Source organism: Clostridium sp. KNHs216 (assembly GCF_006714885.1).
GTDB lineage: Bacteria > Bacillota > Clostridia > Oscillospirales > Acutalibacteraceae > Caproiciproducens.
The window spans coordinates 3,652,392-3,678,756 of the sequence record NZ_VFMF01000001.1 but is presented as its reverse complement, the minus strand read 5'-3'; the positions used below and the strand labels follow the sequence as shown (position 1 = coordinate 3,678,756).

Genomic DNA, 26,365 nt, shown 5'->3' with positions numbered 1-26,365 from the left:
GAAAGTTTTCATGGAAACGGATTTTTCTTTTCCTGTTTCTTCCGTCTACGGAAAGGTCCGCCAATCACAGCATTCCCATTTCAGTCTGCAAGACAAAACACGTTCCTCCCCCTCCGAAGGAGGGGGAGGAACGCAACCTTGTTGCAGAATCAACCGGAAATGCTGTCATTATTTTTATCAATCAATTTTCAAGCTGCTATCACGTAAATTTGCTGAATGATTCGACGCGCCGGGCAAACACTAATCCGGGAGGTGATAACAGTGGAGCTTCCGCTGGGTTTTGGCATGGCGCTCGCCCAAAACGCGCAGGCAATGGAATATTTTTCAGCTCTTCCTCAACAGAGGCAGGAGGACATTGTCCAGCAGACGCACGCGATCCAGTCCAAACAGGAAATGCAGGATTATGTGCAGGGCCTGATAAACAAATATTAACAGTCATATCTCCGCTGTGCGCGGAGAAGATATTAGCGGCGGGGCATTTATCATCTTTATAAAAACGTGCCTTGTGCATGGATATATACCCTGTTAGGGCGAGGCCCAAACCTCGCCCGGTCTACATATTGAATTACCCGCTACATGGGCGGGGCTTTCTCTTTGGTACGCTTTGCTTTTCCCTGAAGCTCCGGAACGGGCTGAACATCATTTTTCGGGATATGCGTCTTATGGTTGCTTTCCGTTCCGTGCGGTTCCTTCGGGTCCGGCCGTCTCATCCCTGCTTTTGCCAAGATTCTTCCCCCTTAAACGTCGTTGTTTTTGATGGACTGTTTTTTGGCGTTTTTATTTTGATTCTGATTTTCCCGGGTAATCGGCGTCTGTCCGTTCGCCTTTTTCACCCGGCTTTCCTTGTTGTCCGGCTGGCTGTCCTTCGGCAATGCATCCACCTCCCTTTGCCGTTATTATGTGCACGGGGAAATACCTTATTCAGTTTTAAGAGGGCGCTATTTTACATACTCGTACCCCGCGTCCCTGCCGGTCAGGTCAAAGAGAAGCGCATTGTCCTCATACAGGCGGAACCGTACACGGGAGGACATATTTTCACGGACGATCCGGGACATTTCGCCCGACTGCGGCGCAAACAGCTTGTGGGCGGGCTGGGAGAGGATGTCCGCTTCCAGCAGATATTTCCCCTGCTTCAGAAGAAATCCCTGCTCCGCACAGCGAAGTATTTTGACGCCGCAGTAGGTGGCAAAGCGGTATTCTTTGCCCTGAAAGCAGACAACGGCAATGCATCCCTGAAAACGAAACAGGCCGAACGGAATCCTGGCAATGGAAACCATTACGCTGCAGGAAGGATCGGGAAAACGGTTGCACTGCACCCAGAGATAGCTTGCGGGAAACGAAGTTCCCCAATCCTTTTCAATGTATCCGTCGCCCCCGCCAAAATCGATTTTTTCGCCGTTCAGGATCATGGAACCCGTCAGGGGATGCTTCATGCTGATGACGCCGTGATTGCACTCCATAAAAGGAACAAAACGAAACGGACCCATAATGTCCGACGCAATCGGCGTAAGCGGACCGTACCGGATATCCCCCGTACAGCGGATGTCCGGGCCGGCCAGATCAATATGAACACCCTTTTTGGTAAAAATATTTTTACCGATGCGTACGGAAAACCGTTTCCGGCAGACGCGGAACGCGGAATACGGATAATCCAGCTGAAAAGAGCCTTCCCGGGTAATCACCTGAAGGAAGGCTCTTTTTTCCCCCTGCGGGCTGAAGCTGACTCCCGGGATAAAGGCGACGGCGCCGTCCGCGTTTTGGTGCTTGAAATACCATCCCTCGAAGAAGGAACGGGTTTTGTGAAGGGCGTGGTAATCAGTCATGCTTGATCCCTCTTAACGCGGGATCGCCGATCAGCTCTCCCTGTGCGGTGAATCTTGACCCATGGCAGGGACAGTCCCACGTTTCCTCCTCCGGATTCCAGTGCAGGCGGCAGCCCAGGTGCGTACATTTCCGTTTCGGCGGGGAAAACAGACCGGCTGTCAGCTCCACGGCGGAGGTTCCGAAGTCGGCCAGCATATTTTTCGCGGACGCCGCCGCGTGGAAGCGCTGGGGAGAAAAGACTTCCGCTTCCCCGTTCCTCCGTCCGCAGATCATATCCGTAAGGATCATGGCGGAGGCCATGGAGGTCGTCATTCCCCATTTTTGAAAGCCTGTCGCAACATACAGGTTCGGGGTGGACGAAGCGTAGCGGCCGATATAGGGAAGATTGTCCCACGTCATGCAGTCCTGCGCGGACCAGTGGCAGACCTCTTCGCTTTGCGGAAAAAACTGTCTGGCTGCGCTGCGGAGCTTTTCATAGCAGCCCGTCCCCGGATGCTTGCCCGTACGGTGCCCGGCCCCGCCCAGAAGGACATACTCCCCGTAGGTGCGGAACGAATAGCCGTCCGGGTCCGCGTCGATATACATTCCCTCGAGCCGGCCCGCATTTTTCAGCGCGATAACATAGGAGCGCTCCTGATGCATCCGCGCAAAGTACCAGCCGGGAACATTGACGATCGGGAAATGCGTGGCAACGACGATCTGATCCGCCGTCACCCTGCCCCGGTTGGTAATAATGGAATCGTCGCGGACGATCAGCGCCCGGGTGTTTTCATAAACCGTAAGGTCCGCTGAGATGGATTTCAGAAATTTCAGGGGATGGAACTGGGCCTGACCGTTGAATTTCACCGCCGCCGGAACCGGAAACGGCAGGTCGGTTTCCGTTGTAAACTCCGCGTCGATGCCCAGTTTCTCCGCCGCCTGTGCCTCGGACATCAGCTCCTCTTCCCTGTCGAGGGAATAGAGAAAGGCGGGTTTTGTTTCAAACTCGCAGTCAATGCCGTTCTCCGTAATGATCTTCTCAAACTCGCCGATCGCCTTCTGGTTGGCAACGGCATACTGCCTTGCGGATTCTTCCCCGAAGTCCCGGATCATACTGTCATAAATCAGATCATGCTGTGAGGTGATCTTTGCCGTTGTGTTTCTGGTCACGCCGCCTGCGACCTGATCTGCTTCCAGTACAGCGACGTTTCGTCCTTCCTTCTGCAGAAGGTACGCGGTCAGAAGTCCGGCCATGCCCGCCCCAATCACCGCGGTATCGACCACGATATCGTTTTTCAGTGAATCTCTTTTTGGAAAACTGCAGCTTTCGCTCCATATTGATTTCATTTCAGATCCCTCCGCCATTAAGGTTTACTAAAAGAAAAACAATATGCAAAGAAGCCGCCTGTTCCGGCGGCTTTTTTGAATGGGGAGGAATACTCCCGCTCTCAGATATTCTATTTCTAAAAGATAATAGGACAAAAACTGTTATCCCTCGTTCAGCGCAAGAGGCAGACGGACGATAAAGGTGCTGCCCTTTCCGACTTCGCTTTCCACGCCGACCTCTCCGCCGTAAAGCGCGGCAAGGTGCTTGACGATCGACAGTCCCAGACCGGTTCCCCCGATTTCCCGCGAGCGGCTGGCGTCCACGCGGTAGAAACGCTCAAACAGCCGGTCAAAATGCTCCGGCGCGATGCCGATCCCGGTATCCTTCACCCGGATGATCGCCATCTGACGCTGGCGGCGCGCCGTAACGGAGACGCTGCCGCCGGACCTGTTGTATTTGATTCCGTTTTCGATCAGATTGCCGAACATCTGCTGAAGCCGGGTCGGGGAACAGGCGACAAACAGCGTGCTGTCGGCGTCCAGCGTAAGACTGATCCGGCTTTTTTCCGCCAGAGGCTCAAGCCGCTCAATGCACTGCTCCAGCTCGTTGCGGACACTGCACCGGCGCATGGAGGGGTCCTCCTTCGCATTTTCAATCTGCGACAGCGCCAGCATATCGTCGATCAGCCGGTGCAGCCGTTCGGCTTCTATATCCAGTACGTCGTAGAAATAGCGGCGGGTCTCCTCGTCCCTGTCCGCGCTTTTTAAAAGCTCGATACTGCCGCGGATGGAAGTCAGCGGCGTTTTCAGCTCGTGGGTGACATTCGCCACGAACTCGCTTCGCATCTGCTCCAGCTTGTGCATCCGCGTGACGTCGGTGATGACGGCGAGAGCGGACTGCTCCTGCGGCCCCGCTATGGGAGAGACATAAACGGTAAACTGCTTTTCATTGGGCCCGCCCAGCACCGTCTCTTTTCCGGCTGACGAATTCTCAATGGCACGCTTCATCATATTTGCGATTTTTCCAATCAGCAGACTGCCTTCCAGCTTTCCTTTTTCGGCAAGGCTCTGCTTTTCCAGAAGGCGGCGCGCGCTCTGGTTCAAAAACAGGATTTCATTTTCGGCGTTGACCGCGAGCACTCCGTCGTCCATGCCCTGAAGCACGCCCTCCAGCTGATTCTGTTTGCTGACCAGCTGGGAAACGGCTGTCTCGGTGCTCTGCGCCATCATGTTGAAGGAACGGGCAAGCTCCCCTACTTCATCCTTGTAACTCCCCGTCACACGGCTCGAATAATCGCCGCCGGAGATTTCCCTCGCCGCGTCGGTCAGCTGCTTGAGCGGTTCCGTCGTGCGGTAAACAAGAACGCCGGTCACAACGCAGACAATAGCGATGCCCAGAAGCATGCTGAGCGCGGCGACCATCCACAGCCGGTACAGGACCCTGTCGAGGTCCGCGGTGGGAAGCGCGGCGCGGATAAAGAAGCGGTCCTTAATATAGACGGCCTCGTAATAATAGCGCTGGTTCAGGCTGGCGCTGATGCGCGTATCGTATCCCCGGCCGTTTTTCCGCGCCTGAAGGATCTCCGGCCGGCTGCTGTGGTTCTGATTGATCTCTTCCCTGGCGCTGTCGCCGGTCACCTTGCCGTCCAGACCAATGATGCTGATGCGCATTTCCTGGCCGGTTTTTTCCAGCTCGACACCGACATTGGTCGCGGCGGTCTCGGGGTCGCGCTCGATCTCTTCGAGCTGCGTGGAAAGGATGCTCAGCGCGGTGTCGAGCCGCCGGGTGAATTCAGTCTGATACTGCCGCTGGATCTGAAGCGCGGCAAGCAAAAAAGCTGCGATAAATCCGAGCACGATAATGACTGCATTGCTGAGCATCAACTTCCTTTTCATAGCCGCGCCGCCTCCGATTCATTCAGATTAATTCTGTCCGCTGAATTTATATCCTACCCCGCGCACCGTCTGAATATAGGCCGGGTCGTCGGGATTATTCTCTATTTTCTGGCGCAGGTAGCGCACGTGGACGTCCACCGTTCTGGTATCGCCGTAATACTCGATCCCCCACACCTTATCCAGAAGGGTGTCGCGGGTAAGTACCTTGCCGCTGTTTTTCATCAGCATGACAAGCAGGTCGAATTCCTTCACGGTCAGTTCGATCGCGGCATCCCCTTTGGTCACGCTGTGCCGGGTAATATCCACGGTTAGGTCGCCGCTGGTCAGCACCTGATCCGCCGCATTGTCCTGCCGCGCCGCCCTGCGCAGAACCGCGCGCACGCGGGCGCAGAGCTCTTTGATGCTGAACGGTTTCACTATATAATCATCCGCGCCGATTTCCAGCCCCAGCACGCGGTCGATTTCTTCGCCCCTCGCCGTAAGCATCAGCACCGGTACGGCGCGCGTACTCTCGTTTTCCCGCAGCATGCGGCAGACGGCAAGGCCGTCCGGCTGCGGCATCATCCAGTCCAGGATGATTGCGTCCGGCACCTTCTGCCGGACAGCGTTCATCAGCTGGGTCCCGTCCGGAAATTCCGCGGTTTCAAACCCGCTGTCCTTCAGCCCGAAAGAAACCAGCTTACGGATATTCAGCTCGTCGTCCGCAATATAAATCAGAGCCATGTGGTCCTCCTTTAGCTTTCTTTGGTATTCAGGTCGGGATGCATCCCGGTTTCCATATAAATGACCCATTCGGCAATATTGGTGGCGTGGTCGCCCATGCGTTCAATATATTTTGAAATGAAGAGAAGGTCAACCTCGCGCATCACGTTCTGCGGATTCTGGGTAATGATGCCGCAGACCTCCAGTATGATTTTCGAGAACATTCCGTCGACGATATCGTCGCTTTCGCAGACCGCCTGAGCCGCTTCCACGTTGCGGCTGAGGAAAACGTCCATTGCGCGGCGGAACATGTCGTGCGCCGCCTCCAGCATCTGCACCACGTGCGTGATGGCCAGGCTGTTGGTGTTCAGCTCCCCGATGGTGAGTATATCGCAGATATCCGCGCACTGGTCGGCCTCGCGTTCAATATCCGTCAGGATTTTCAGGCAGGCCGCAATCACCCGCAGGTCCGTGGCGATCGGCTGCTGCATCGCAATCAGGTTCATGCACATTTTCTCGATATTGTGCTCGAGCCGGTCAATTTCATTGTCGCCGTTCGCAACCTCCGCGGCTTTTTCCAGGTCCATGGTGCGCAGGGCGGCAATCGTGTCCTCTATGCGCTGATTGACCGTGTTGCCCATATCGGTCATCTGTGTGATCAGACTGGCAAGCTCCCGGTCAAAGATTTTTCTCGGCATGATATTTCCTCCTTTATTATACAATTTCCTTTCTGAAATAGCTATAGGCAACTGACTTTTCCGGCTCCAAAATCAGCCGAAACGTCCCGTAATATAGCGCTCCGTGCGCTCATCCTTCGGATTGTTGAACATGGAAAGCGTATCGGTGTATTCCACAATTTCCCCCAAAAGGAAAAACGCGGTCATGTCCGCGATACGCGCGGCCTGCTGCATATTGTGCGTCACAATAATCACAGTATACCTGGCGCGCAGGTCGTCCATCAAGTCCTCGATTTTCAGGGTGGAAATCGGGTCCAGCGCGCTGGTCGGCTCATCCATCAGAATAATGTCCGGCTCCACGGCCAGCGCGCGCGCAATGCACAGGCGCTGCTGCTGTCCGCCCGAAAGGCCGAGCGCGGATTTTCTGAGCCGGTCCTTGACTTCCTCCCAGAGCGCCGCACTTCTGAGCGACTGCTCCACGATTTCATCGAGCTTCTGTTTATTTTTAATCCCGTGAACACGCGGGCCGTAGGCAATGTTGTCGTACAGTGTCATGGGGAACGGGTTCGGCTTCTGGAACACCATGCCGGCGCGCTTGCGCAGCAGGGTAACGTCGGTGCGGGGGTCGTAGATATCCTCGCCGTCGATCGTTACCTTTCCCGTAATTTTGCAGTTTTCAATCAGATCGTTCATCCGGTTGATCGTTTTCAGGCAGGTGGATTTTCCGCAGCCGGAGGGTCCGATAAAAGCCGTTACTTTATTGCGCGGGATTTCCATATTGACGCTTTTCAGAGCCTGGAAATCTCCGTAAAACAAATTTAAGTCCTGAATTGATATCTTCGTTTCCATATTCTTTTTCTTCTTATCCTTTCCTGAGAGTCCTGGAGAGCAGCGCCGCAAGCCGGTTGAGTAAAAAAACCAGAATCAGCAGCACGGACGCCGTGGCAAACGCGATGTGCATGGCGTCGGGCGAGTTGGCCTCCCGCGCGGTCTGGTAAAGGTGCAGGGTCAGCGTGCGGCCACTTGCAAAGATCTGCTGGACAAATCCCTTCGGCATATTATAGGACAATCCCGAGGTAAACAGAAGGGCCGCGCTTTCGCCCACGATTCTTCCCATCGCGAGAATCACGGCGGTCAGTACGCCGGGCATGGCGCAGGGAAGCACAATCCCCATCACGACGCGCAGCTTTCCGGCGCCGAGGGCCAGAGCGCCCTCTTTATAGCTGCCCGGGACGGACAGGAGCGACTCCTCCGTCGTGCGGATGATCGTCGGCAGAATGCACAGGGTCATGGTAAGGCATCCGGCCAGAAGCGACGTCTGCAGGCGGAACAGGATACAGAAGACCGTATAGCCGAACAAACCGAAGATAATGGACGGGATACCCGAAAGAATCTCCGTGGTAAAGCGGATCGCTTTGACCAGTCTGCCCTGCTTTGCATACTGTGTCAGATAAATTGCCGAGGAAATGCCGATGGGGGCGGAAATCAGCAGAGTGATGACCACAATATACATGGTGTTGATAATCATGGGCAGAATGCCCTTTAAGTCGTCATTCGTTTCCGAATAAGGGGTGGAAATGAATTTCCACGAAAGATAGGAGACCCCGTTGGCCAGGATGTAGAAAATAATCCCCAGAAGCACGATCACCGTGACCGCCGCGGCGGTATTGATCAGCACCTTCAGGAAGGTATCGAAGGGTCGCTTCCGTTTTCCGTAAAGAGAGCTACTCGGCATCCATCTGCACTCCCTTCCTTGAAATATAGGTAAAGCTGATATTGACAATCATGATAAACACAAACAGCACCAGTCCGATGGCAAAAAGCGCCTGACGGTGCAGACCGGAGGCATAGCTCATCTCCATGGCGATACCGGTCGTCAGGAAACGCACCGTTCCCAGAAGGGACGGCATGTTGGCGACGTTGCCCGCCACCATAATGACCGCCATCGTCTCGCCGATCGCGCGGCCGACGCCCAGAATAACGCCCGCGAGGATTCCGGACCGGGCAGCCGGGATACTGACCTTAAAAATTGTCGCGACGGGCGTTGCGCCCAGCGCGAGGGACGCCTCCCGGTAAGCCTCAGGCACCGCTTTTAACGAGGTCTCCGTTACGCTGACGATGGTGGGAAGCACCATGATCGCAAGGATCAGGATCGACGCCAGCAGGCTGTCGCCGATGGTGTTGTTCCGGAACGGCGGAAAATCGCGGATAGCCGGAACAATGACCAGCATCCCGAAAAAGCCGTAGATAACGGACGGGATTCCGGCGAGCAGCTCTATCGCCGGGTGGACCAGACGGGCAAGCTGTGGCTTCGCCGTTTCCGCAAGGAAAACAGCCGTCAGAATTCCGACGGGGACCCCCAGCAGGATGGCCCCCACCGTCCCCGCAATGGAGGAGAGAATCAGCGGCAGGATGCCGAAGATGTTCGCCTCCGCGTTCCACTCCCTGCCGAACAGGAACTGCCCCAGGCCGATCTGCAGAACGGCGGGAGAACCCGCGGCGAAAATGTACACGGTAATGAGGACGACCGAGCCGACGGACACACAGGAAAAGACCAGAAAAATGGATTCCGCAAGCTTTTCCGTTCCCTGCGTCCACAGGGACAGGACCGCGCACACGATTCCGCCGACCAGCACATAAATGGACGGCCAGAGGTAGGAAATCGAAATTTTGCTGATGTTCAGCTGCGTGACCGCCGTCTGGATGCTGGAGGTGGTAATCAGGACAATCAGGGGAGTAACCGCAGACAGCACAAACGCCGTTCCGGCCATCACCGGTTTTTTAAGCAGAAGCAAAAGGATTCCAGCGGCCGGAAGAAGCACCCCGGCAATCACCGAAATTCTGGTCAGGAGCGGGATCGTGACAAGACCGCTGAGTTCCGCCCCCTGTACGCGCATCCCTCGCACCGTCGCCAGCTGGAAAGCGCTGAGGACATATGTTGTATTTTTAAAGACAAACTGAATGTACGGAAGAAAAAACGCAAGGACGGAAATAAGGCCTAACAAAATTGCCAGGCCTTTTTTCACACTATTCTTTTTTTTGTTTTTCAGCGCGTTCTCCGCGCTGTCCATCGCTATGCTCATTTTGCCAGTACCAGTCCAGCTTTCTTAATAACATCCTGTCCTTCGCTCGATTTGATGAACTCAAACCATGCCTTCACAAGATCGCTGTCGGTGCCCTTTTTGTAGATTTCGATGAAAGGTCTCTGCGCTTTATAGCTTCCGTTTACAATATTTTCTTCATTTGCTTTGACGCCGTCGACATCGACCGCTTTTACGGTATCGTTTACCGAGTCGAGGGAAACGTAGCCGATTGCACCCTTGTCGCTGCCTACTTTGGTGACTACTTCACCGGTGGAGGAAAGCTCCGCGGCGTATTTGCACTTTTTCTCTACCTTGAAGATGCTTTCAAAGCCGTCGCGCGTGCCGCTTGCCGCTTCACGTCCGAGCACTGTGATTTTGGCGTCGTCGCCGCCGACATCTTTCCAGTTTGTAATTTCGCCTGTGAAGATTTTGGAAATCTGTTCGGATGTAAGACCGTTCACCTTGTTGTCCTTATTGACCGCAATGGCGATACCGTCGATGGCGATCTGTACGATTTCATAATCTTCCGGTTTCTCTTCGTCCTTCATTTTTCTGGAAAGGTCGCCGATCAGGGCCGTACCCGCGCTGACCGCCTTTGCCGCGTCACCGGAACCGGTTCCGCTTTTTTCAACCGTTACGTCGGGGTATTTCGCCTGGAAAGCTTCGCCCAGAGCCTGGCAGACCTTTGCCATGGAAGTGGAACCGTTGAGTGTCAGCTTGCCGCTCAACTGCTCCGTGGCAGACGACCCGCTCTCGGATACCGCTGTATTGGATGTATCTGCGGCGGAAGCGGCGGAAGAAGTTCCTTCAACTTCCGAACTACACCCCACAAATACAGACCCCAGAATCGCAGCTGTTAAAACAGCAGATATGATTTTCTTCATTTTGGACAGTCCTCCTACAAAATTATGTTTTTCGGTTTCTTTAACACATTGCCATTTTACGAATTCAATGTTAAATCCCTGTTAAGCTTAGTTTAGATTGAATTTAAATAAATATGCCGACTATAATCCGCTTTGAAATTCATTTTTCAAACTATATTTTCTCCTCTTTTTCTCCCTCTATATTATTAATCAGAAGCGTTTTTCAGCCATCGGGAATGATTTTGATCAATTTACCATAACCCGCCGGCATATTTTGTGAAATTAAAGATTGACGAACCGAAAAAAATATTGTAAAATTAATAAATCAATTTAAAGCGATAAAGTATTTATAGCTTTAAAGCAATAAAATTTGAAATAGGCGAGAGGATGGGTATTTCATGAAAAAAACACTCGCATTGCTGTTGGCCGGGGTGATTGCGCTTTCCGCGACGGCTTGTACTTCCAGTACTTCCGCTTCTTCTGCCGCAGGCCCGGCGGCCGGTTCGCAGGCGGCTTCCGGAGCGGCTGAAAAGAAACTGAAAATCGGCATTGTACAGCTTGTGGAGCATCCCGCGCTGGACGCGGCGTATAAGGGCTTTGTCGACGGGCTTGCAGAAGCAGGCTATGTTGACGGGAAGAACATTACGCTGGACTATCAGAATGCGCAGGGCGAGCAGCCGAACTGCCAGACCATAGCAAGCAAGCTGGTCAACGACAAATCCGACCTGATCCTTGCGATCGCGACCCCGGCCGCTCAGGCAGTCGCAAACACGACCAAGGACATTCCGGTTCTGGTAACTGCGGTGACCGACCCCGCGGACGCGAAGCTCGTCGCTTCCAATGAGAAGCCGGGCGGAAACGTAACGGGCACCTCCGACCTGACCCCGGTGGCCGAGCAGATGAAGCTGTTGAAACAGCTGCTGCCGAACGCGAAGAAGGTTGCGATGCTCTACTGCTCCAGTGAAACCAACTCCAAATTCCAGGTGGACATCGCGAAGAAGAGCGCTGCCGAACTCGGGCTGGAAGCGGTGGAAGCGACGGTTTCCAATTCCAACGAGATTCAGCAGGTGGTCCAGTCGCTGGTCAGTAAGGTCGACGCGATCTACGCTCCGACGGACAATATGATCGCCGCCGGCATGGCGACGGTTTCCATGGTTGCGCAGCCCGCGAAGCTGCCGATCATCGTGGGCGAATCCGGCATGGTGGACAACGGCGGACTTGCTACATACGGCATCAATTACTACGACCTCGGACTGCTTACCGCGAAACAGGCGGTGAAAATTCTGAAGGACGGCGCAAAACCGGCGGATATGCCGATTGAGTATTCCACCAACTGCGACCTGACCATCAACAAAGAGGTCGCCGAAAAGATCGGCGTGACCATCCCGCAGGAGCTGCTGGATAAGGCGGGGGCCGCAAGCACTGCCAGCAAATAAACACCAAAAACAGAATAGCACGGCGATAGGGGGAAATCCCCTATCGCTCATGTTGCGTTAAGGAGAATTTACAATGGGTCTATTACAGGCAATGCAGGGCGCGGCGGCGCAGGGTGTTCTATGGAGCATTATGACGCTGGGCGTTTACATCACCTTCAAGGTACTGGATTTTGCCGATCTGACGGTTGACGGCAGCTTTGCCACCGGCGGCGCAGTCACGGCGATTCTGATTTCTCACGGAATGAATCCTTTCCTCTCGCTTTTATTTGCTTTGGCCGCCGGTATGGCCTGCGGCTTTATCACCGGCTTTTTACACACCAAACTGGAGATTCCGGGGATCCTGGCGGGGATTCTGACCATGATCGCCCTCTACTCCATCAATATCCGCATCATGGGACAGGCGAACATTCCCCTTCTCGGCATCTCCACCATCATCACCACGGTTTCCGGGCTGTATCCGGTGCTCAGCGTGAACATGATTTCGCTGACGATCGGCCTGATTTTCACCGCCGCGGTGATCCTGTTCCTGTACTGGTTCTTCGGTACGGAGATCGGATGCTCAATCCGCGCGACCGGCAACAACGAATACATGGTCCGCGCGCTGGGCGTCAATACCGACAAGACAAAAATCCTGGGACTGGTACTGAGCAACGGCCTTGTCGCGCTGTCCGGCGCGACGGTGGCGCAGAGCCAGGGGTACGCGGATGTCGGCATGGGCACCGGCACCATCATGATCGGCCTTGCATCCGTCATCATCGGCGAGGTTCTGATGGGCAACCGCTTCTCATTCGCCTACAAACTGATTTCGGCAGTCGTCGGCTCCGTGATCTATCGCGTGATTATCGCCCTTGTACTGTGGTTCGGCCTGAAATCCACGGACCTGAAGCTTCTCACAGCGGTCATGGTTGCGGTGGCTCTGGCCATTCCGGTTGTAAAACGGAAGTTCCCCGCCTTTTTTAATAATCTGGTGGAAAAATGGAAGAGTTTCTTCAGCCGCTTCAGGAAAGGCAAAAAAGCATCTGCCGCGAACGGAGGGGAAACAAGATGATTCAACTGACAAATGTGAGCAAGACCTTCAATGCCAACACCATCAACGAGAAAAAAGCGTTGGTCGATTTGAATCTGACCATTGAGACCGGTGATTTCATTACGGTCATCGGCGGAAACGGCGCCGGAAAATCCACGCTGCTGAACCTGATCGCGGGCGTTTTCCCCTGTGACGGCGGGCAGATTTTGCTGGACGACATCGACTTGACTAAGCAGCCCGAATACCGCCGGGCAAAGCTTCTGGGCCGCGTGTTTCAAGACCCGATGATGGGCACCGCCGCGGACATGGGCATTGAGGAAAATCTGGCCATGGCGTACCGCAGAGGAAAGAAACGCGGTTTGGGTTGGGGAATCAAAAAAGGCGAACGGGCCATCTATAAAGAAAAACTGGAAACGCTGGAGCTCGGGCTGGAAACCAGGCTTTCCAGCAAGGTGGGGCTGTTGTCCGGCGGTCAGCGCCAGGCTCTGACCCTGCTGATGGCTACGCTTCAGAAGCCGAAGCTTCTGCTTTTGGATGAGCATACCGCGGCGCTGGACCCCAAAACCGCGCGCAAGGTGCTGGAACTGACCGACGAGATGGTCAGCCGGGACAGCCTGACCACACTGATGGTCACACATAACATGAAAGACGCCATCCGTCTGGGCAACCGCCTGATCATGATGCATGAAGGCAGAATTATTTTCGATATCAAGGGTCAGGAAAAGAAAAGCCTGCAGGTAAAAGACCTGCTTGAAAAATTCGAGACCGTGAGCGGAGACACCATGGATAACGACAGAATGCTCCTGTCATAGCTCACTTAAGAACCCGCCGTGCTTCAGGCTGTTGAAAGCCGCAACGCCTGACTGAGGGAGTTTCATAGAAGCCTGACGGGGTACTCCTTCCGACGCGCCGAGCGCGCCACCTCCCTCACAAAGGGAGGCTCGTTCGGTCTGCACTTGCTTTTTGAATGATTCATCGAAACCTGCCAGTTTTGGGACATTCTTGTGCGCGGCAGTTTTTTTGCCGCGCTCTTTCTGTGCCTTTGTTCTTTTTCAATCGGTATGTTTTGTCCATATCGCGGTGAAAGAAAGCGGGATTTCCGGTCATCCTTCGTACAATATCCCCAAATTTTAAAATACCCCTTTACTTTAGCGTGCTAATAAGGTAAAATACTGATATTGGAGAGTCCAATGAGAAGAGAAGTGGGGTATTTAAAATGAAAAAAATATTATCTTTATTATTAGCGGCGGGCATCGCCCTTTCCTGCGCCGCCTGCGGCGGCACCGCTGCCAGCAGCGCCGGCAGTACCGGTACCGCGTCGGCCGCGGACGAATCCTGGACCAAGGTTGAGAAAGCGGGCAAGCTGGTGCTCGGCCTTGACGACGCCTTTCCCCCGATGGGATATGTGGACACCAAAACAGGCGAGCTGGTCGGCTTTGATATCGACCTTGCCAAAGAAGCCTGCAAACGCCTCAACATTGAGCTGAAAACACAGCCGATCGACTGGGACAGCAAAACCGCGGAGTTAAACAACGGCAACATCGACTGCCTGTGGAACGGTTTCAGCAAAACCGACGAGCGCGAAAAGGAGTTCAGTCTGAGCATTCCCTATATGAAAAACGAGCAGATCATCCTCGTCAAAACGGATTCTTCCTATCAGGGGCTTGAGTCCCTGGCCGGAAAGACCATCGGCGTGCAGTCGGATTCCTCCGCGGAAGTCGCCCTGAACGAGAATGAGGATTTCAAGAAAACCTTAAAATCCGTTGTACAGATCGACGACTATTCCAAAGCGGTCATGGAGCTGCAGAACGGCACCATCGACGCGATCAGCATTGATGAAGTGGTTGCCCGTTACTACCTGACCAACAACCCAAACGCCTATAAGGTGCTTCAGGACAAGGACGGCAAGGACGCCTCTCTTGCCACCGAGGACTATGTCATCGGCTTCCGCAAGGCGGACAGCGCGCTGACAGAAAAGATCAACGGTGTTTTGAAGGAAATGGCGTCGGACGGTACGATGGCGACGATTTCCCAGAAATGGTTCGGCGAGGATGTTACCACCGTAGAAAAATAAAACGATTTCACGTTGCATTCTGAGGGATAACTGTAACCGAAGAATCCATGTTATAACTGTCGTCTGGGACACTCTCTTCACTCAGAAGGACAGATTCAGATTTTTCCCCTGCGCGGCATAGAGCCGGACTCTGTCCGGTTCTGTGCCTTTGGCTTTTTTACACAAACACTTTATGGAGGTCGCGTTCATGAATTATCAGGCGCTTTTGATACAGATGCTGGAAGCAACCCTTATGTCACTGCGTATCTTTTTTGTCACCCTTATTTTTTCGCTGCCGCTGGGTCTGCTGGTGGCCAAAGGACGCATGACGAAGGTCAGGCTCATCAATCTTCCGGTCAGGCTTTACATACTGCTGATGCGCGGAACACCGCTGATGCTGCAGCTTCTGTTCTTCTTTTACGCCCTGAAGCCCCTGTTCGGGATTCAGCTTAACCGCGTTCTGGCGGCGGAGGTCGCCTTTGTCCTGAACTACGCGGCGTATTTCGCGGAAATCTTCCGCGGGGGGATCGAGGGGATTCCCCGCGGCCAGCACGAGGCGGCAAAAGTGCTTGGTTTTACGCGCGGCCAGACCTTCTTTCGCATCATCCTGCCGCAGGTCGTCAAGCACATTATCCCGCCGATGGGAAACGAGTTCATCACGCTCGTGAAGGACACCTCCCTGGCGCAGGTGATCGGCATTGTAGAGCTGCTCAAGGTAACCTCCAACTGGGTTTCCTCGGCGGTCAACATGACGCCGCTGGTGATTGCAGGCGTGTTCTATCTTGTGATGAACGGCGTGGTCACCAGATTCTTTACGATGGCTGAAAACCGGCTGGACTATTATCGTTAGGAGGATGGAAATGCATATCTTAACCGCTAAAGACATCTGCAAAAGCTTCGACGGCACAAAAGTGCTGAACGGCATTTCAATAGAAGTAACCAAAGGGCAGGTGCTCGCGATCATCGGGCCGTCCGGCTCGGGAAAAAGCACTCTGCTGCGCTGCGTCACCCAGCTGGAAACGGTGGATTCCGGCGAGATCACCATCTGTGGAGATACGCTGGTGAAAAACGACGGGAACGGCAGGGCCGTCTATTCGGACAAGGCCGCATGCAGCAAAATCGGGCTGCATATCGGGCTGGTTTTCCAGAATTTCAACCTTTTCCCCCACCTCTCCGTGATGCAGAACATTATGGAAGCGCCCATCCGCGTACTGCGCCGTTCAAAGACGGAGGCGGAAGCCGCCGCGAAGGAGCTTCTCCAAAAAATGGATCTGGCGGATAAGGCGGACGCCTACCCCTGCCAGCTTTCCGGCGGACAGCAGCAGCGCGTGTCCATTGCCCGCGCGCTCGCAATGAATCCGGATATCCTGTTTTTCGACGAGCCGACCAGCGCGCTCGACCCGGAGCTGACGGGAGAAATCCTCAAGGTCATCCGCGAGCTTGCGGCGGAGCATATGACGATGGTGGTCGTCACCCACGAAATGAAATTCGCCCGGGACGTAGCCGACTACGTAGTCTTTATGGACAACGGAACGATTGTCGAGCAGGGAAACCCGGAACAGCTTTTCGGCAATACGCAGAACGACCGCACCAAAGCGTTCCTGTCCCGTTTCAATGAGAATTAAAAGAGTACTGTAAACGAAGCGGAATGAATCATACAAAGAACTTCCCAAAATGAAAAATGCGCCTTGAGACGGCTTTGAAAGCCCAATCAAGACGCATTTTTTATGTACTATTATACTGTTTTCAACAGTCTCTTTGCTTTATCCCTTTTTAACCGGCTGAGTATGGTCCTTCAGCCACTGTAGCTCTTTTCCGGAAAGGCCCGGGGAAAGCTTTTCACAGACCGTCCGATGGTAGTTGTTCAGCCATTCCAGCTCGTCGTCCGTCATCAGCTCGGTCAGGATTCCCGCGGTATCGATCGGGAAATACGTAATGGGTTCAAATTTTAAGAACTGACCGTACTCGTTATTGACAAAATCGGTGACAAGAAGAATGTTTTCGGTGCGGATTCCGTGCTTGCCCTCTTCATAAATACCGGGTTCGTCGGTGATGGTCATGCCCTTTTTGAAAACGACATTGTTGCTGATCCTCAGGTTCTGCGGGCCCTCGTGCACTCCGCTGAACATCCCCACGCCGTGGCCCGTTCCGCAGCGGTAATCGATACCGTGCTTCCACACCTGTTCGCGGCTGAGGATATCGATGTTGCCGCCGGTGCAGCCCTCCAGAAATACGGCCGCAGCCAGCGCGATATGCGCTTTCAGCACATAGGTGTAATGCTCCTTTTCCTCCCGGCTGAGCGGCCCTAAGACGAAGGTGCGGGTGATGTCGGTCGTCCCCTCCAGATACTGTCCGCCGGAATCGATCAGCAGGAAGCCCTGATTTTTCAAAATGCTGCAGGTTTCCGGTTTCGGGCTGTAATGCATCATTGCGGCGTTTGCTCCGTAGGCCGCGATGGTGCCGAAGCTCTCGCCCTTGTTGTTCGGCTGATTTGCCCTGCACTCCCGCAGCATATCGCACACGGTGCATTCGGTGACGGTCTCCCCGTTCTTCATCCTATCCTCGAATTGGACACAGAATTCAACGAGCGCGCGGCCGTCCTTGATATGCGCCTCTACAATATTTTTAATCTCCGTTTCATTCTTGACCCCCTTGAGGGCAATGACGGTATCGCCGCCCTCTTTGACGGTCACATGCCGGTTCTGCTTCAGAAGCTGATACAGGTCGTAATTCACGTTGACCGGGTCAACCAGAATCGTCTTATCGGAACTGATTTTTTCCAGAGCGCGGTCGATTTCCTCGTATTCCTTTACCGTGACGCCGTTTTCCTTCAGGTAGGCAAGCGTTTCCGGCAGAACGCGGCCGGTATTGATAAACAGGTAAGCGGAATCGGAATAAACCATCGCGTAGGAAACCGCGAGCGGATTGTATTCGATGTCGTCCGCACGGATATTCATCAGCCAGGCAACGCAGTCCAGCTTGGTAAAGATCTCCCCGTCGGCATGCTGCTTTTTCAGCTCCGCGCGGACCTGTTCCAGCTTTTCTTTGCAGGTATAGCCCGCGTACTTTGCGTCGTGAACAAACACCTTGCTTGCGGGCATTTGCGGCCTGTCCGTCCAGATATCCTTAATGAGGTCGACCGCCTTGATTTTCAGCTTTTTCTCGGCGAATTTCTCACGCATTTCCTCGACGGCGGCAGCGGAAAGCATTTTGCCGTCAAATCCAACCGTTTCGCCCTCATTCAGCTCCTCGGCCAAAAATTCGGTATAGGTCGGCACACCCTTGACCGCCATGCGGTACAGAGTAATTTCGCTGCCCTCCAGCTGATGCGCGGCCTGAATAAAATACCGCCCGTCCGTCCAGAGCCCGCTTTGCGTTTCCGTAACCACCAGCGTTCCCGCGGAGCCGGTAAAGCCGGAAAAATAGCTTCTTGCCGCCCAGTGATCGGGCAGGTACTCGCTCATATGCGGGTCGGCGGAAGGCACGATACAGGCCTGCACGCCGTTCTGCTTCATCTGGCGGCGCAGCGCGGCAAGCCTTTCATTTACGCTGTTCATGATTCATTTCTCCTTCTATCTTAAAATGGCATCTTCCCTGAATCTGTATTACAGATTTCCAGTCGATTCTGCAACAAGTTTACGTTTCTCCCCCGCAAACTGAAATAGAATCGCTGTAGTGCGAATATAAAAAAGTATAGGCTCAATCATAGGGATTGTCAAGCCGATCCCTCGCGGGCCACTTTACCTGGTCGGAAGTTTTCCCGGGACAACAAATGCCGCCCGGGTGCTGACTCGGACGGCATTTGTTCTTCTATTTTCGTTCGGATTTCTTTCCGTCCCAGCTGACGACCGGTACGGCTCCGTTCATGGCAGCCTGCTCCATCAGCTTGAGCATTTCCAGGGCGCTGCGGAAATGAAGCGTCTGATTCTGCTCAACCCAGGTAATCGTACCCTGCCAGGTGGCATTCTTACGGTACTGCACGTTTACGACAAAGGTCGCCGGTGTTTCACTCATGATTTTATTCATTGTCTCTTCCACAGCGTCATCCACCCTTTTTATTTTTGCCTTTACCCTTTTTATATCAAATTCCCGCTCCTGAAAAGAAGCCTGAGGAAAGGAAATGCTGTCAAACAGATCATCCATTCCGCGCAGAAGCTCGCATTCATTGCGAAACGGCATAATCCTGTTGTAGTACTCACTGTAGACATGCCCTCTCAGCATTTCGTTTTTTATGGGATTCAGATAGATAATGCTTCGGGAGTTGGCAGGAGCCTGTCCCCTTTGCCCGTTTGGCATCTTTATCACCTGTATTTCAAATATGTTCTGTTCCGCTCCCGTTGTCTTCCTGTAAACCCGGAACACAGCCGTCCGCCGGCATTTATTGCAGGCAGGACCAGCCAAGGCTATTTTAACATAACCATGTAAAATAATCAAAGAATTTCAGCGTTTTTTTATAAACCCATATATAATCAGGATACACGCCGCCATCGACACCGTACCCATTTTATTTTCCGCTTCCTGCAAATACTCCCTTCCTTCCTTCATCGTCCCCATTTTACACGATCATTCGGCCTTTTCCAACTCTGTTTACGGAAATAAAAGGGCTGCAAAACCTGCCGGACTTGCAACGGACAGGCGCCCGACGGCATATAATGGCAAACGACAATATAAAGGAGTGGTTATATGCTTGGTGCCGTACTTGGATTTGCGCTCTCCGGACTGCTGTTTTTTATTCTTCACGTCACAGGCTCGGGTTCCTTTCCCAGACCGCTTACGGCACAGGAAGAGCGGGACTGTCTGGAGCGGCTGAAAAACGGGGACATGAAGGCTAAAAATGAACTGATTGAACACAACCTCCGCCTGGTCGCCCATATCATCAAGAAATACTACGCCAACTCAAACGATCAGGACGACCTGATTTCCATCGGAACCATCGGTTTAATTAAAGCGGTAAACACGTTTGACAGCAGCAAGGGAATCCGCCTTTCCAGCTACGCGGCCCGGTGCATTGAAAATGAAGTGCTGATGTTCTTCCGCTCTTCCAAAAAAACCGCGCAGGATATCTCCATCAACGAGCCGATCGATACCGACAAGGACGGAAACGCACTGACACTGATGGACGTAATGGCTACAGAAGACAACATCATTGACAACCTTGACTGTAAAATCAAATCGGAGCAGCTCAAACGGTATATCCGCGAGGTCCTGTCCCCCCGGGAGCAGACCATTATTGAGCTGCGGTACGGTCTGACCGGCCGCAGTCCGCTGACACAGCGGGAAGTGGCTCAGAAGCTGGGAATCTCCCGCTCGTATGTATCCCGCATTGAAAAGAAGTCGCTTGGCGCTCTGTATAAGCGCTTTACAAAATAGTCTGGATGAGACTACATAACAGCTTCTTATTTATGATACCGCCGGGCAATCATGCTCCGTTTCTCTTGTGCACTGTAAAGATTCTCCCTACAAAACAAGAAAGAGGAAGGGCCGGGATGTTAACATCCCGGCCCTTCCTCTTCTGGTTTCCGCCTGACTGACAAAGATTTTTGAATATGAGAGAAGGACAAGAAGTCAAGACCGGCAATTCCCGATGCATAACAGCGGACACCGGCCTTAGAAATCGAGCATTGTTTTCCCGGTTCCTGCCAATTGATTGAAGTCCCTACGGAAATCAGCGTCCGCCTTATCGGTGGCAGGATGCCGGATCAGCATCTCCATCACGTCGGGAGCCGCCGTCACCGCCGATACCCCGGCCGCGCACAGCTCCGTAATCTGGCGGGAATTTTTAAAGCTGGCGGCCAGAACCCCGCAGTCCATTTTTTGTTCGGCAAAAATGGTTTGAATCTCTTTTACCGCCTGCACGCCATCCACTCCCATGTTATCGATCCGGTTTACATAGGGAGCCACATAGCTTGCTCCGGCTTTCGCTGCAAAAAACGCCTGCATCGGCGCATGGACGACTGTCGCGGTAACAGACACCCCTTCCTTGGAAAGGGCCTTTATGGCTTTAATTCCCTGCGCGGTTACAGGGATTTTCACATAAATATTTCCGCCGATCGTATTGACAATATGATGTGCTTCTATGACCATCTTCTCCGCATTTTCGGACAAGAGCTGCACATGAAGCTGTGTGTCTGAAGGCAAAATTTCTCTGATTTTCTTCAGATGTCCCATGGGACTTTGTTTTTCCCTGTTCAGGATGGTGGGGTTGGTAGTAACCCCGTCAATAGGAAACAGGTCGCATAATCTTTTTATTTCCTGCAGATCGGCCGTATCCAACAATAAAAGCATTCGTTTCTTTCCTCCATTTCAATATGATATATGATTATTACAGGCATTCTCTGTCGATCGCCCTCACCGTTTTTCTCAAAGGCAGAATCCGTGAGGCGGAAACGGACAGTTCATCGATTCCAAAGTCCAGAAAAGTCTGTGTCAGCTCCGAGTCCGCGCCAAGCTCCCCACAGATACCGACTTGAATCCCATGCCTGTGTGCGCTTTCCGCTGTCATCTGAATCAATTTCAGTACAGCGCTGTGATGCGGATGATAGAACCGCTCCAGATTTGGATTCTGGCGGTCCACCGCCAAAGTATACTGGGTAAGATCGTTGGTCCCGATACTGAAAAAATCCACCTCGGCAGCCAGTTCGTCACTGACAAGCGCCGCTGCGGGCGTCTCCACCATGATTCCCGTTTTTACATCCGGACGAAAGACCAGTCCTTCCGCCAGAAGATCATTTTGCACTTCCTGCACGATTTTCTTGCAATCGCGGACCTCTTCCACCGAAGTGATCATGGGAAACATGATTGCAAGATTGCCGTAAACTGAAGCGCGGTACAGCGCGCGCAGCTGCGTGCGGAAAATTTCCGGTCTGGTCAGGCAGATACGGATGGCCCGGCAGCCCATGGCCGGATTTTCTTCCTTAGGCATCTGAAAATAATCCACCTGTTTGTCGGCGCCAATATCCAGCGTCCGTATGATGACTTCTTTTCCTTCCATCTTCTCAACGGCAGTTTTATAAATCTGGAATTGCTCCTCCTCCGCAGGAAAGTCGCTGCGTCCAAGATAGATAAACTCGCTGCGGAACAGGCCGATTCCGCCCGCGTCATTTTCCAGCGCCGTTTCCACGTCGGACAGGCTGCCCACATTCGCGTATATTTTGATTTTCCTTCCGTCCTTTGTAATATTTTCTTTCCCTTTTAATTGCTGAAGCTCCGACGCGGTTTCCAGCTGTTCCGCCTTTGCCTTTCCGTAAACACGGAGAGTCTCTGCATCAGGGTCCAGATAAATGGTTCCGGAGGCCCCGTCGACAACGGCCTGCCGTCCATTGCAGTCCGGATTCAGGGACTCGCCCACGGCTACGACGGCGGGAATCCCCATGCTTCTGGCCAGAATGGCCGTGTGTGAATTCAACGACCCTTTCGCCGTGATGAAAGCAAGGATTTTGGATTTATCCAGTTTTATTGTCTCACCCGGAGTAAGGTCGTCCGCGGCGAGAATTACCGGCTGATCAGACTGAATTTCCTGCGCCGCCGCACCCGAAAGGATTTTCACAAGGCCGGAAAACACCTCCCGGATATCCGAGGCGCGCGACCTGAGGTATTCGTCCTGCGAGCCGGCAAGCACCTGCTCCGCGGCGGAAGCGGCCTGATGAACGGCATACTCGGCGTTGATTTTCTCCGTCCGAATGATTTCTTCAACCGACCGGAAGAAATCTTCGTCCTCCAGCATCATCTGATGAATCTGAAAAATCCGGGCGTCTTTTTCCCCTACCTCCTCTACGGCTTTTTTAAACAGCGTTTCCAGTTCCGCTGTTTCCTGCCGTACGGCCGCATGAAAGCGCCCGATTTCCTTTTCGATGTCTTCTACATTGTATTTTTCGATCTGTTCCTGATGGAATGTAAAGTAGCGGATTCTTCCTATTGCAATCGCGCTAAAAACGCCTTTACCATTCAAAGTTATCAACGTCGTTTCCTCCTTTAAAAGCCTGATGAAGCAGGCAGGGGTAATTGCTTCATCAAAATTCATCCCCGAAAAGAAGTCTGATCCACCGGATGATAAAAGCCGGTGGATCAGGCGTTATTCTCCCAGTCCGGATTCAATTGCCGGGATGATCGCATGCAGCGCTTTGATTTCATCCTCACCGGTACATCTGATCTGAATCTCCGTACCGTTCTGGATACCGGCGGCAAGCAGCCCCATGATGGATTTGGCATTATACTCTTTTTCGCCGATGACCACTTTTACATCCGACGCAAACTGCTGCGCGATTTTCGCCAGGACGCCGGCCGGTCTGGCGTGAAGTCCGAATTTGATTCTGATAACAATTCTCTGATTAACCATAAGATTGTTCTCGCTTTTCTGTTATTTTTTGAATTTTATGGTGGACCGTTATTCGGATTTATTTGTTGTTAAATACTTTCATCGCTCTTTTGGCGTCCTCTTTCATTCCTTCCATTCCCGCTAGGACAACGTCATGGAAAAATACCTTTTCGTCCTCTTTTTTGACTCTTACATGAGCGGCGACGGCATCCCCTCCCGCCAGGGACATATAGGTGTAATAATTGATCTTGGCAATGCCGCGGCTGATGGCTTCACGGTAGCCTTCATCCGATACCCCGGAGCCGCCATGCATGACAAAGGGCATATCAATCTTGTCCTTCACTGCCGTAATGCGATTGAAATCCAATACCGGCTTGGTAAGGTAAACGCCGTGCGTCGTCCCGAAGGCAATGGCCAGCGCGTCCACGCCGGTTTTTTCCGCAAATTCCTTCGCAAGGTCCGGATTGGTATAGCAGTCGTCCAGACTGGCGTAGCTGGAGGAATCCACCGCGCCGCGGCCTTCGCCGCCGCCGATCGCGGAGGTGAAAATATGGCCCAGCTCCGCTTCCACCGAAACTCCCACGGAATGGGCGATCCGGACAATCTCCGTCGTCTCCGCCAGATTTTCTTCATAGGATTTGCCCGAGGCGTCATACATGATGGAGGTAAAGCCCAAACGAATTGCCTGTATGCATTTGTCAAAGGAAACGCCGTGATCAAAATGGACACAAACGGGAACCTTCGCCTTTTTTGCAAAATCCAGCATAATGGGACCGATGACATCTATTGGTATGTACGAGTCGTGCAGCTCGGCGTGCGCTAAAATAACGGGCACATTCAGTTCCTCGGCCGCGCTCACCACCGCCATGACCGCTTCCAGATTCGGAACATTGAAGGCCCCGACGGCATATTTCTTTTCTTTTGCGTCCCGCAGGATTTCATTGAGTGTAACTAACATCTTCTGCATCTCCATTCTGTTTTTAGTCGAGAATCAAATTCTTCTGCCGTATGTATTCACAGGCAATTTATTCAGGATGTCGAATATAAATTTTCAGGCAGGCTCCCTCACATTTTTAAAACGACCCTGAATTTGTCTCCCTTGATTGCGGACTCAAGCGCGCTCTGAATATCTTCAAACTCGTAAACCTCGCTGACAAAGGGCTTTACATTTACAACGCCTTCCGAAAGCATGCGGGTCGCCCTGACAAAATCGCGTTCATTGGAATTGGCTGTGCCGAGAATCTGCACCGCCCCCTTGTGAAGCCAGTCCGGGCTGAATTTGACCGGGGTGTCCGGATAGAATGAGCTGTACAGGACGACTTTTCCCATCTGCCCGGCGCATTTGATCGCGTCTTCCGCGACAGCGGCGATCGGCGTCGTATCGAATACAACCTGCGCCCCGATTCCCCCGGAAATTTCTTTCACCCTGTCCCGCAGATTCTCTTCGGACGGGTTCACCGTATAGGCCGCGCCCAGCTCCTTCGCTAGCTTCAGCCGTTCCCCGTTTACGTCGGACGCGACGACAACCGCTCCTTTTCTGACGGACAGCAGCACATGGAGCAGTCCCATAATGCCGCAGCCGATGACAAGCACCGTGTCCCCGAACTGGACGTTTGCGGTCTCCACGCTGTGCAGGACACACGAAAGAGGCTCCGTGATCGTGGCTTCTTCGGGTGAAATTTTGTCATATTTAAAAAGGTTCTCAGAAGGGACCAGTAAATATTCGCTGAATCCTCCCATCCCCTTTTCGGGAAGGCCCTCCAGATGCTTGCTGTGGTCAAAGTATTCGCAGCTCTGCGTATTTCCCGTTTTGCAGAAGTAGCAGTTCTGGCAGGCAAGCATGACGCCCACCGCTACCCTTTCCTCGACTTTCCACTGACGTTTGTCCACCCTGGACCCCATTTCAACAATCCGGCCCACCATTTCATGTCCGCCGATAAAGGGAAATTCCACTTTTTTTACGCCGGTATAAACTCTCTGCTCCCATGTACAAATCGCACAGGCGTCAATTTTTACCAGCACATCTTCCTTTCCCACCTGCGGAATCGGGCATTGCCGAAGCTCTACTTTTTTCGGGCCTGTGAAAACAGCCGTTTTCATCGTACCATCCATTTCTTCAACCTCCAATTTATATAACATTTACTAAAATGTTTGTTGTCTGTGTAATATCGGTCATATTTCTATGACCGGCGATTTCCCATAATTCAGATGGAACAGTTCGTGCAGAAGGACACAAAAGAGTCCCATTTTTCACATAAGCCACATGCCTGACCAGATAATACCGACCGCCCGGCAGAGTTTCCGCAGGCGGCCGGCATACTATCAGAATATTCCAAACAGGCCGCAGACAGCGCCCAATGCAATCAGGATAAACAGGACGGTCGTAGACTTCATCCGTCTGTTTTTCAGCAGGAACAAGGTGCCCAGAGTAATAAGCAGCGGAATAATGCCCTTGAACAGCTTATCAAAAACGTCGGCCTGCAGGGACAGCTTCACCGCGCCGATCTGGATGATCAGGGGGGAAGAGACCGCCACAAACGAGGAGGCCAATGCACCCAGGACGATCGCCCCCATTGCCGAAGCGCCCGTGATAATCATTTTCAGCTGATTTCCGCCCAGCAGGGACTCCAATCCTTCTTTGCCAAGCTGATATCCTTTCATCCAAACAATGTAGGCAATCGGCAGCATGATGCCGAACATCAGAAGGCCGTAGAGCACCGGGCCCATCAGGTTCCCCTGCGCTCCCAGGCTGATACCGAACGCAAGCAGGATCGGCGTGAGCGTGCCCTGCCACAGTGTGTCGCCGATTCCCGCGAAGGGACCCATCAGGCCGGTTTTGACACCGTTGATCGCCTCATCGCTGATGTCCGCGCCGTTCGCCCTTTCTTCCTCCATGGCGATGACGATTCCGTTGATGACCCCGCCGAAATGCGGTTCCGTGTTGTAAAACTGCATATGGCGAAGGATCGCCGCTTTGTACTCTTCGGGATTGTCGCCGTACAGTTTTTTAATGATGGGAGACATTGAATAGACCAGTCCGGTTGCTTCCAGACGTTCGTAGTTGTAGTTGGCATGAGAGAAAAAGGTCCATCTCCAGAATGCCTTTACTACGTCCTTTTTCGATAATTTCTTTGCCTTTACGGCATTGTTGTTCGTTTCTGCCATTCTATTTCACCCCTTCTCCG

27 protein-coding genes are annotated in these 26,365 nt (G+C 53.0%); 8 read left to right on the top strand and 19 right to left on the bottom strand.

Features of this window, described 5'->3' with window-relative positions; translation table 11 throughout:
• The first annotated feature begins 261 nt into the window (after positions 1–261).
• Entirely contained in the window at positions 262–432 is a 171-nt protein-coding gene (locus LY85_RS17650) for a hypothetical protein (RefSeq protein ID WP_243122605.1), read from the top strand.
• Between the two features lie 140 nt (positions 433–572).
• On the opposite strand, the gene LY85_RS19385 is transcribed toward LY85_RS17650, so the two are convergent.
• The 11 genes from LY85_RS19385 to LY85_RS17605 form a co-directional block, all read right to left on the bottom strand.
• Positions 573–725 carry a hypothetical protein gene (locus tag LY85_RS19385; RefSeq protein ID WP_170949883.1) on the bottom strand — a complete coding sequence of 51 codons (153 nt, stop codon included), beginning with the start codon at positions 723–725 and terminating at the stop codon, positions 573–575.
• A 12-nt stretch (positions 726–737) separates the two neighbouring features.
• Positions 738–872: a hypothetical protein gene (locus tag LY85_RS19725; protein WP_275716845.1), complete on the bottom strand. Its 135-nt coding sequence runs from the start codon at positions 870–872 to the stop codon at positions 738–740.
• A gap of 66 nt (positions 873–938) precedes the next feature.
• Complete coding sequence (locus LY85_RS17645) at positions 939–1,823, bottom strand: tocopherol cyclase family protein (RefSeq protein WP_141827695.1); 885 nt, start codon at positions 1,821–1,823, stop codon at positions 939–941.
• Positions 1,816–3,150 (bottom strand): FAD-dependent oxidoreductase, encoded by a 1,335-nt coding sequence (locus LY85_RS17640; RefSeq protein ID WP_141827694.1) that lies wholly within the window; start codon positions 3,148–3,150, stop codon positions 1,816–1,818. The genes LY85_RS17645 and LY85_RS17640 overlap by 8 nt, the downstream gene beginning before the upstream one ends.
• A gap of 141 nt (positions 3,151–3,291) precedes the next feature.
• Complete coding sequence (locus LY85_RS17635; protein WP_141827693.1) at positions 3,292–5,025, bottom strand: ATP-binding protein; 1,734 nt, start codon at positions 5,023–5,025, stop codon at positions 3,292–3,294.
• Positions 5,026–5,052: 27 nt separating this feature from the next.
• Positions 5,053–5,748, bottom strand: coding sequence for a response regulator transcription factor (locus LY85_RS17630; RefSeq protein ID WP_038323413.1), 696 nt, complete (start codon positions 5,746–5,748; stop codon positions 5,053–5,055).
• An 11-nt stretch (positions 5,749–5,759) separates the two neighbouring features.
• A complete protein-coding gene (phoU, locus tag LY85_RS17625; protein ID WP_141827692.1) occupies positions 5,760–6,425 on the bottom strand; it encodes a phosphate signaling complex protein PhoU in 666 nt (221 codons plus the stop codon).
• 72 nt (positions 6,426–6,497) lie between these two features.
• Positions 6,498–7,253 (bottom strand): phosphate ABC transporter ATP-binding protein PstB, encoded by a 756-nt coding sequence (pstB, locus tag LY85_RS17620; protein WP_038323411.1) that lies wholly within the window; start codon positions 7,251–7,253, stop codon positions 6,498–6,500.
• A gap of 13 nt (positions 7,254–7,266) precedes the next feature.
• Positions 7,267–8,139 (bottom strand): phosphate ABC transporter permease PstA, encoded by an 873-nt coding sequence (pstA, locus tag LY85_RS17615; RefSeq protein ID WP_141827691.1) that lies wholly within the window; start codon positions 8,137–8,139, stop codon positions 7,267–7,269.
• Positions 8,129–9,487 (bottom strand): phosphate ABC transporter permease subunit PstC, encoded by a 1,359-nt coding sequence (gene pstC / locus LY85_RS17610; protein WP_243122604.1) that lies wholly within the window; start codon positions 9,485–9,487, stop codon positions 8,129–8,131. Before pstC ends, pstA begins: the two co-directional genes overlap by 11 nt.
• Positions 9,484–10,371 (bottom strand): phosphate ABC transporter substrate-binding protein, encoded by an 888-nt coding sequence (locus LY85_RS17605; protein ID WP_038323407.1) that lies wholly within the window; start codon positions 10,369–10,371, stop codon positions 9,484–9,486. Before LY85_RS17605 ends, pstC begins: the two co-directional genes overlap by 4 nt.
• Before the next feature lie 377 nt (positions 10,372–10,748).
• On the opposite strand from LY85_RS17605, the gene LY85_RS17600 reads away from it, so the two are divergent.
• The 6 genes from LY85_RS17600 (at position 10,749) to LY85_RS17575 (ending at position 16,491) form a co-directional block, all read left to right on the top strand.
• On the top strand, positions 10,749–11,786 hold the full coding sequence (locus LY85_RS17600) for an ABC transporter substrate-binding protein (protein ID WP_141827690.1): 1,038 nt from the start codon (positions 10,749–10,751) through the stop codon (positions 11,784–11,786).
• Positions 11,787–11,859: 73 nt separating this feature from the next.
• Complete coding sequence (locus tag LY85_RS17595) at positions 11,860–12,834, top strand: ABC transporter permease (RefSeq protein ID WP_141827689.1); 975 nt, start codon at positions 11,860–11,862, stop codon at positions 12,832–12,834.
• A complete protein-coding gene (locus LY85_RS17590) occupies positions 12,831–13,625 on the top strand; it encodes an ABC transporter ATP-binding protein (RefSeq protein WP_038323404.1) in 795 nt (264 codons plus the stop codon). The genes LY85_RS17595 and LY85_RS17590 overlap by 4 nt, the downstream gene beginning before the upstream one ends.
• A gap of 404 nt (positions 13,626–14,029) precedes the next feature.
• Positions 14,030–14,887 (top strand): amino acid ABC transporter substrate-binding protein, encoded by an 858-nt coding sequence (locus LY85_RS17585; protein ID WP_141827688.1) that lies wholly within the window; start codon positions 14,030–14,032, stop codon positions 14,885–14,887.
• 187 nt (positions 14,888–15,074) lie between these two features.
• On the top strand, positions 15,075–15,716 hold the full coding sequence (locus LY85_RS17580) for an amino acid ABC transporter permease (protein WP_141827687.1): 642 nt from the start codon (positions 15,075–15,077) through the stop codon (positions 15,714–15,716).
• Positions 15,717–15,726: 10 nt separating this feature from the next.
• Positions 15,727–16,491 carry an amino acid ABC transporter ATP-binding protein gene (locus tag LY85_RS17575; protein WP_141827686.1) on the top strand — a complete coding sequence of 255 codons (765 nt, stop codon included), beginning with the start codon at positions 15,727–15,729 and terminating at the stop codon, positions 16,489–16,491.
• Between the two features lie 138 nt (positions 16,492–16,629).
• Here LY85_RS17575 and LY85_RS17570 read toward each other — a convergent pair whose 3' ends face one another.
• Together LY85_RS17570 and LY85_RS19605 are read right to left on the bottom strand one after the other, a co-directional pair.
• The gene (locus LY85_RS17570; protein WP_141827685.1) at positions 16,630–18,423 is read right to left on the bottom strand and encodes an aminopeptidase P family protein; all 1,794 of its coding nucleotides are present in this window, start codon (positions 18,421–18,423) and stop codon (positions 16,630–16,632) included.
• Between the two features lie 253 nt (positions 18,424–18,676).
• Positions 18,677–19,162, bottom strand: a complete 486-nt coding sequence (locus LY85_RS19605; protein ID WP_243122603.1) for a hypothetical protein — start codon at positions 19,160–19,162, stop codon at positions 18,677–18,679.
• A 387-nt stretch (positions 19,163–19,549) separates the two neighbouring features.
• Here LY85_RS19605 and sigK point away from each other — a divergent pair, with 387 nt between their 5' ends.
• On the top strand, positions 19,550–20,236 hold the full coding sequence (gene sigK / locus LY85_RS17560; protein ID WP_038323394.1) for an RNA polymerase sporulation sigma factor SigK: 687 nt from the start codon (positions 19,550–19,552) through the stop codon (positions 20,234–20,236).
• Between the two features lie 237 nt (positions 20,237–20,473).
• On the opposite strand, the gene LY85_RS17555 is transcribed toward sigK, so the two are convergent.
• The 6 genes from LY85_RS17555 to LY85_RS17530 all read right to left on the bottom strand — a co-directional run bounded on the left by LY85_RS17555 (position 20,474) and on the right by LY85_RS17530 (position 26,345).
• Entirely contained in the window at positions 20,474–21,151 is a 678-nt protein-coding gene (locus tag LY85_RS17555; RefSeq protein WP_141827684.1) for a transaldolase family protein, read from the bottom strand.
• 37 nt (positions 21,152–21,188) lie between these two features.
• Positions 21,189–22,823 carry a phosphoenolpyruvate--protein phosphotransferase gene (gene ptsP, locus LY85_RS17550; protein WP_141827683.1) on the bottom strand — a complete coding sequence of 545 codons (1,635 nt, stop codon included), beginning with the start codon at positions 22,821–22,823 and terminating at the stop codon, positions 21,189–21,191.
• A gap of 114 nt (positions 22,824–22,937) precedes the next feature.
• On the bottom strand, positions 22,938–23,201 hold the full coding sequence (locus LY85_RS17545; protein ID WP_141827682.1) for an HPr family phosphocarrier protein: 264 nt from the start codon (positions 23,199–23,201) through the stop codon (positions 22,938–22,940).
• A gap of 58 nt (positions 23,202–23,259) precedes the next feature.
• Positions 23,260–24,138 carry a class II fructose-bisphosphate aldolase gene (locus LY85_RS17540; protein ID WP_141827681.1) on the bottom strand — a complete coding sequence of 293 codons (879 nt, stop codon included), beginning with the start codon at positions 24,136–24,138 and terminating at the stop codon, positions 23,260–23,262.
• Positions 24,139–24,245: 107 nt separating this feature from the next.
• Positions 24,246–25,292: an alcohol dehydrogenase catalytic domain-containing protein gene (locus LY85_RS17535; protein ID WP_207705561.1), complete on the bottom strand. Its 1,047-nt coding sequence runs from the start codon at positions 25,290–25,292 to the stop codon at positions 24,246–24,248.
• Between the two features lie 210 nt (positions 25,293–25,502).
• Positions 25,503–26,345 (bottom strand): PTS system mannose/fructose/sorbose family transporter subunit IID, encoded by an 843-nt coding sequence (locus tag LY85_RS17530; RefSeq protein WP_141827680.1) that lies wholly within the window; start codon positions 26,343–26,345, stop codon positions 25,503–25,505.
• Between the last annotated feature and the right edge of the window lie 20 nt (positions 26,346–26,365).

What these genes read in the sequence shown, in the direction of transcription:
- LY85_RS17645 (WP_141827695.1), bottom strand. Translation starts at nt 1,823, where the DNA reads ATGACTGATTACCACGCCCTTCACAAAACCCGTTCCTTCTTCGAGGGA.
- LY85_RS17640 (WP_141827694.1), bottom strand. Translation starts at nt 3,150, where the DNA reads ATGAAATCAATATGGAGCGAAAGCTGCAGTTTTCCAAAAAGAGATTCA.
- LY85_RS17635 (WP_141827693.1), bottom strand. Translation starts at nt 5,025, where the DNA reads ATGAAAAGGAAGTTGATGCTCAGCAATGCAGTCATTATCGTGCTCGGA.
- LY85_RS17630 (WP_038323413.1), bottom strand. Translation starts at nt 5,748, where the DNA reads ATGGCTCTGATTTATATTGCGGACGACGAGCTGAATATCCGTAAGCTG.
- phoU (WP_141827692.1), bottom strand. Translation starts at nt 6,425, where the DNA reads ATGCCGAGAAAAATCTTTGACCGGGAGCTTGCCAGTCTGATCACACAG.
- pstB (WP_038323411.1), bottom strand. Translation starts at nt 7,253, where the DNA reads ATGGAAACGAAGATATCAATTCAGGACTTAAATTTGTTTTACGGAGAT.
- pstA (WP_141827691.1), bottom strand. Translation starts at nt 8,139, where the DNA reads ATGCCGAGTAGCTCTCTTTACGGAAAACGGAAGCGACCCTTCGATACC.
- pstC (WP_243122604.1), bottom strand. Translation starts at nt 9,487, where the DNA reads ATGAGCATAGCGATGGACAGCGCGGAGAACGCGCTGAAAAACAAAAAA.
- LY85_RS17605 (WP_038323407.1), bottom strand. Translation starts at nt 10,371, where the DNA reads ATGAAGAAAATCATATCTGCTGTTTTAACAGCTGCGATTCTGGGGTCT.
- LY85_RS17600 (WP_141827690.1), top strand. Translation starts at nt 10,749, where the DNA reads ATGAAAAAAACACTCGCATTGCTGTTGGCCGGGGTGATTGCGCTTTCC.
- LY85_RS17595 (WP_141827689.1), top strand. Translation starts at nt 11,860, where the DNA reads ATGGGTCTATTACAGGCAATGCAGGGCGCGGCGGCGCAGGGTGTTCTA.
- LY85_RS17590 (WP_038323404.1), top strand. Translation starts at nt 12,831, where the DNA reads ATGATTCAACTGACAAATGTGAGCAAGACCTTCAATGCCAACACCATC.
- LY85_RS17585 (WP_141827688.1), top strand. Translation starts at nt 14,030, where the DNA reads ATGAAAAAAATATTATCTTTATTATTAGCGGCGGGCATCGCCCTTTCC.
- LY85_RS17580 (WP_141827687.1), top strand. Translation starts at nt 15,075, where the DNA reads ATGAATTATCAGGCGCTTTTGATACAGATGCTGGAAGCAACCCTTATG.
- LY85_RS17575 (WP_141827686.1), top strand. Translation starts at nt 15,727, where the DNA reads ATGCATATCTTAACCGCTAAAGACATCTGCAAAAGCTTCGACGGCACA.
- LY85_RS17570 (WP_141827685.1), bottom strand. Translation starts at nt 18,423, where the DNA reads ATGAACAGCGTAAATGAAAGGCTTGCCGCGCTGCGCCGCCAGATGAAG.
- LY85_RS19605 (WP_243122603.1), bottom strand. Translation starts at nt 19,162, where the DNA reads ATGCCAAACGGGCAAAGGGGACAGGCTCCTGCCAACTCCCGAAGCATT.
- sigK (WP_038323394.1), top strand. Translation starts at nt 19,550, where the DNA reads ATGCTTGGTGCCGTACTTGGATTTGCGCTCTCCGGACTGCTGTTTTTT.
- LY85_RS17555 (WP_141827684.1), bottom strand. Translation starts at nt 21,151, where the DNA reads ATGCTTTTATTGTTGGATACGGCCGATCTGCAGGAAATAAAAAGATTA.
- LY85_RS17545 (WP_141827682.1), bottom strand. Translation starts at nt 23,201, where the DNA reads ATGGTTAATCAGAGAATTGTTATCAGAATCAAATTCGGACTTCACGCC.
- LY85_RS17540 (WP_141827681.1), bottom strand. Translation starts at nt 24,138, where the DNA reads ATGTTAGTTACACTCAATGAAATCCTGCGGGACGCAAAAGAAAAGAAA.
- LY85_RS17535 (WP_207705561.1), bottom strand. Translation starts at nt 25,292, where the DNA reads ATGGATGGTACGATGAAAACGGCTGTTTTCACAGGCCCGAAAAAAGTA.
- LY85_RS17530 (WP_141827680.1), bottom strand. Translation starts at nt 26,345, where the DNA reads ATGGCAGAAACGAACAACAATGCCGTAAAGGCAAAGAAATTATCGAAA.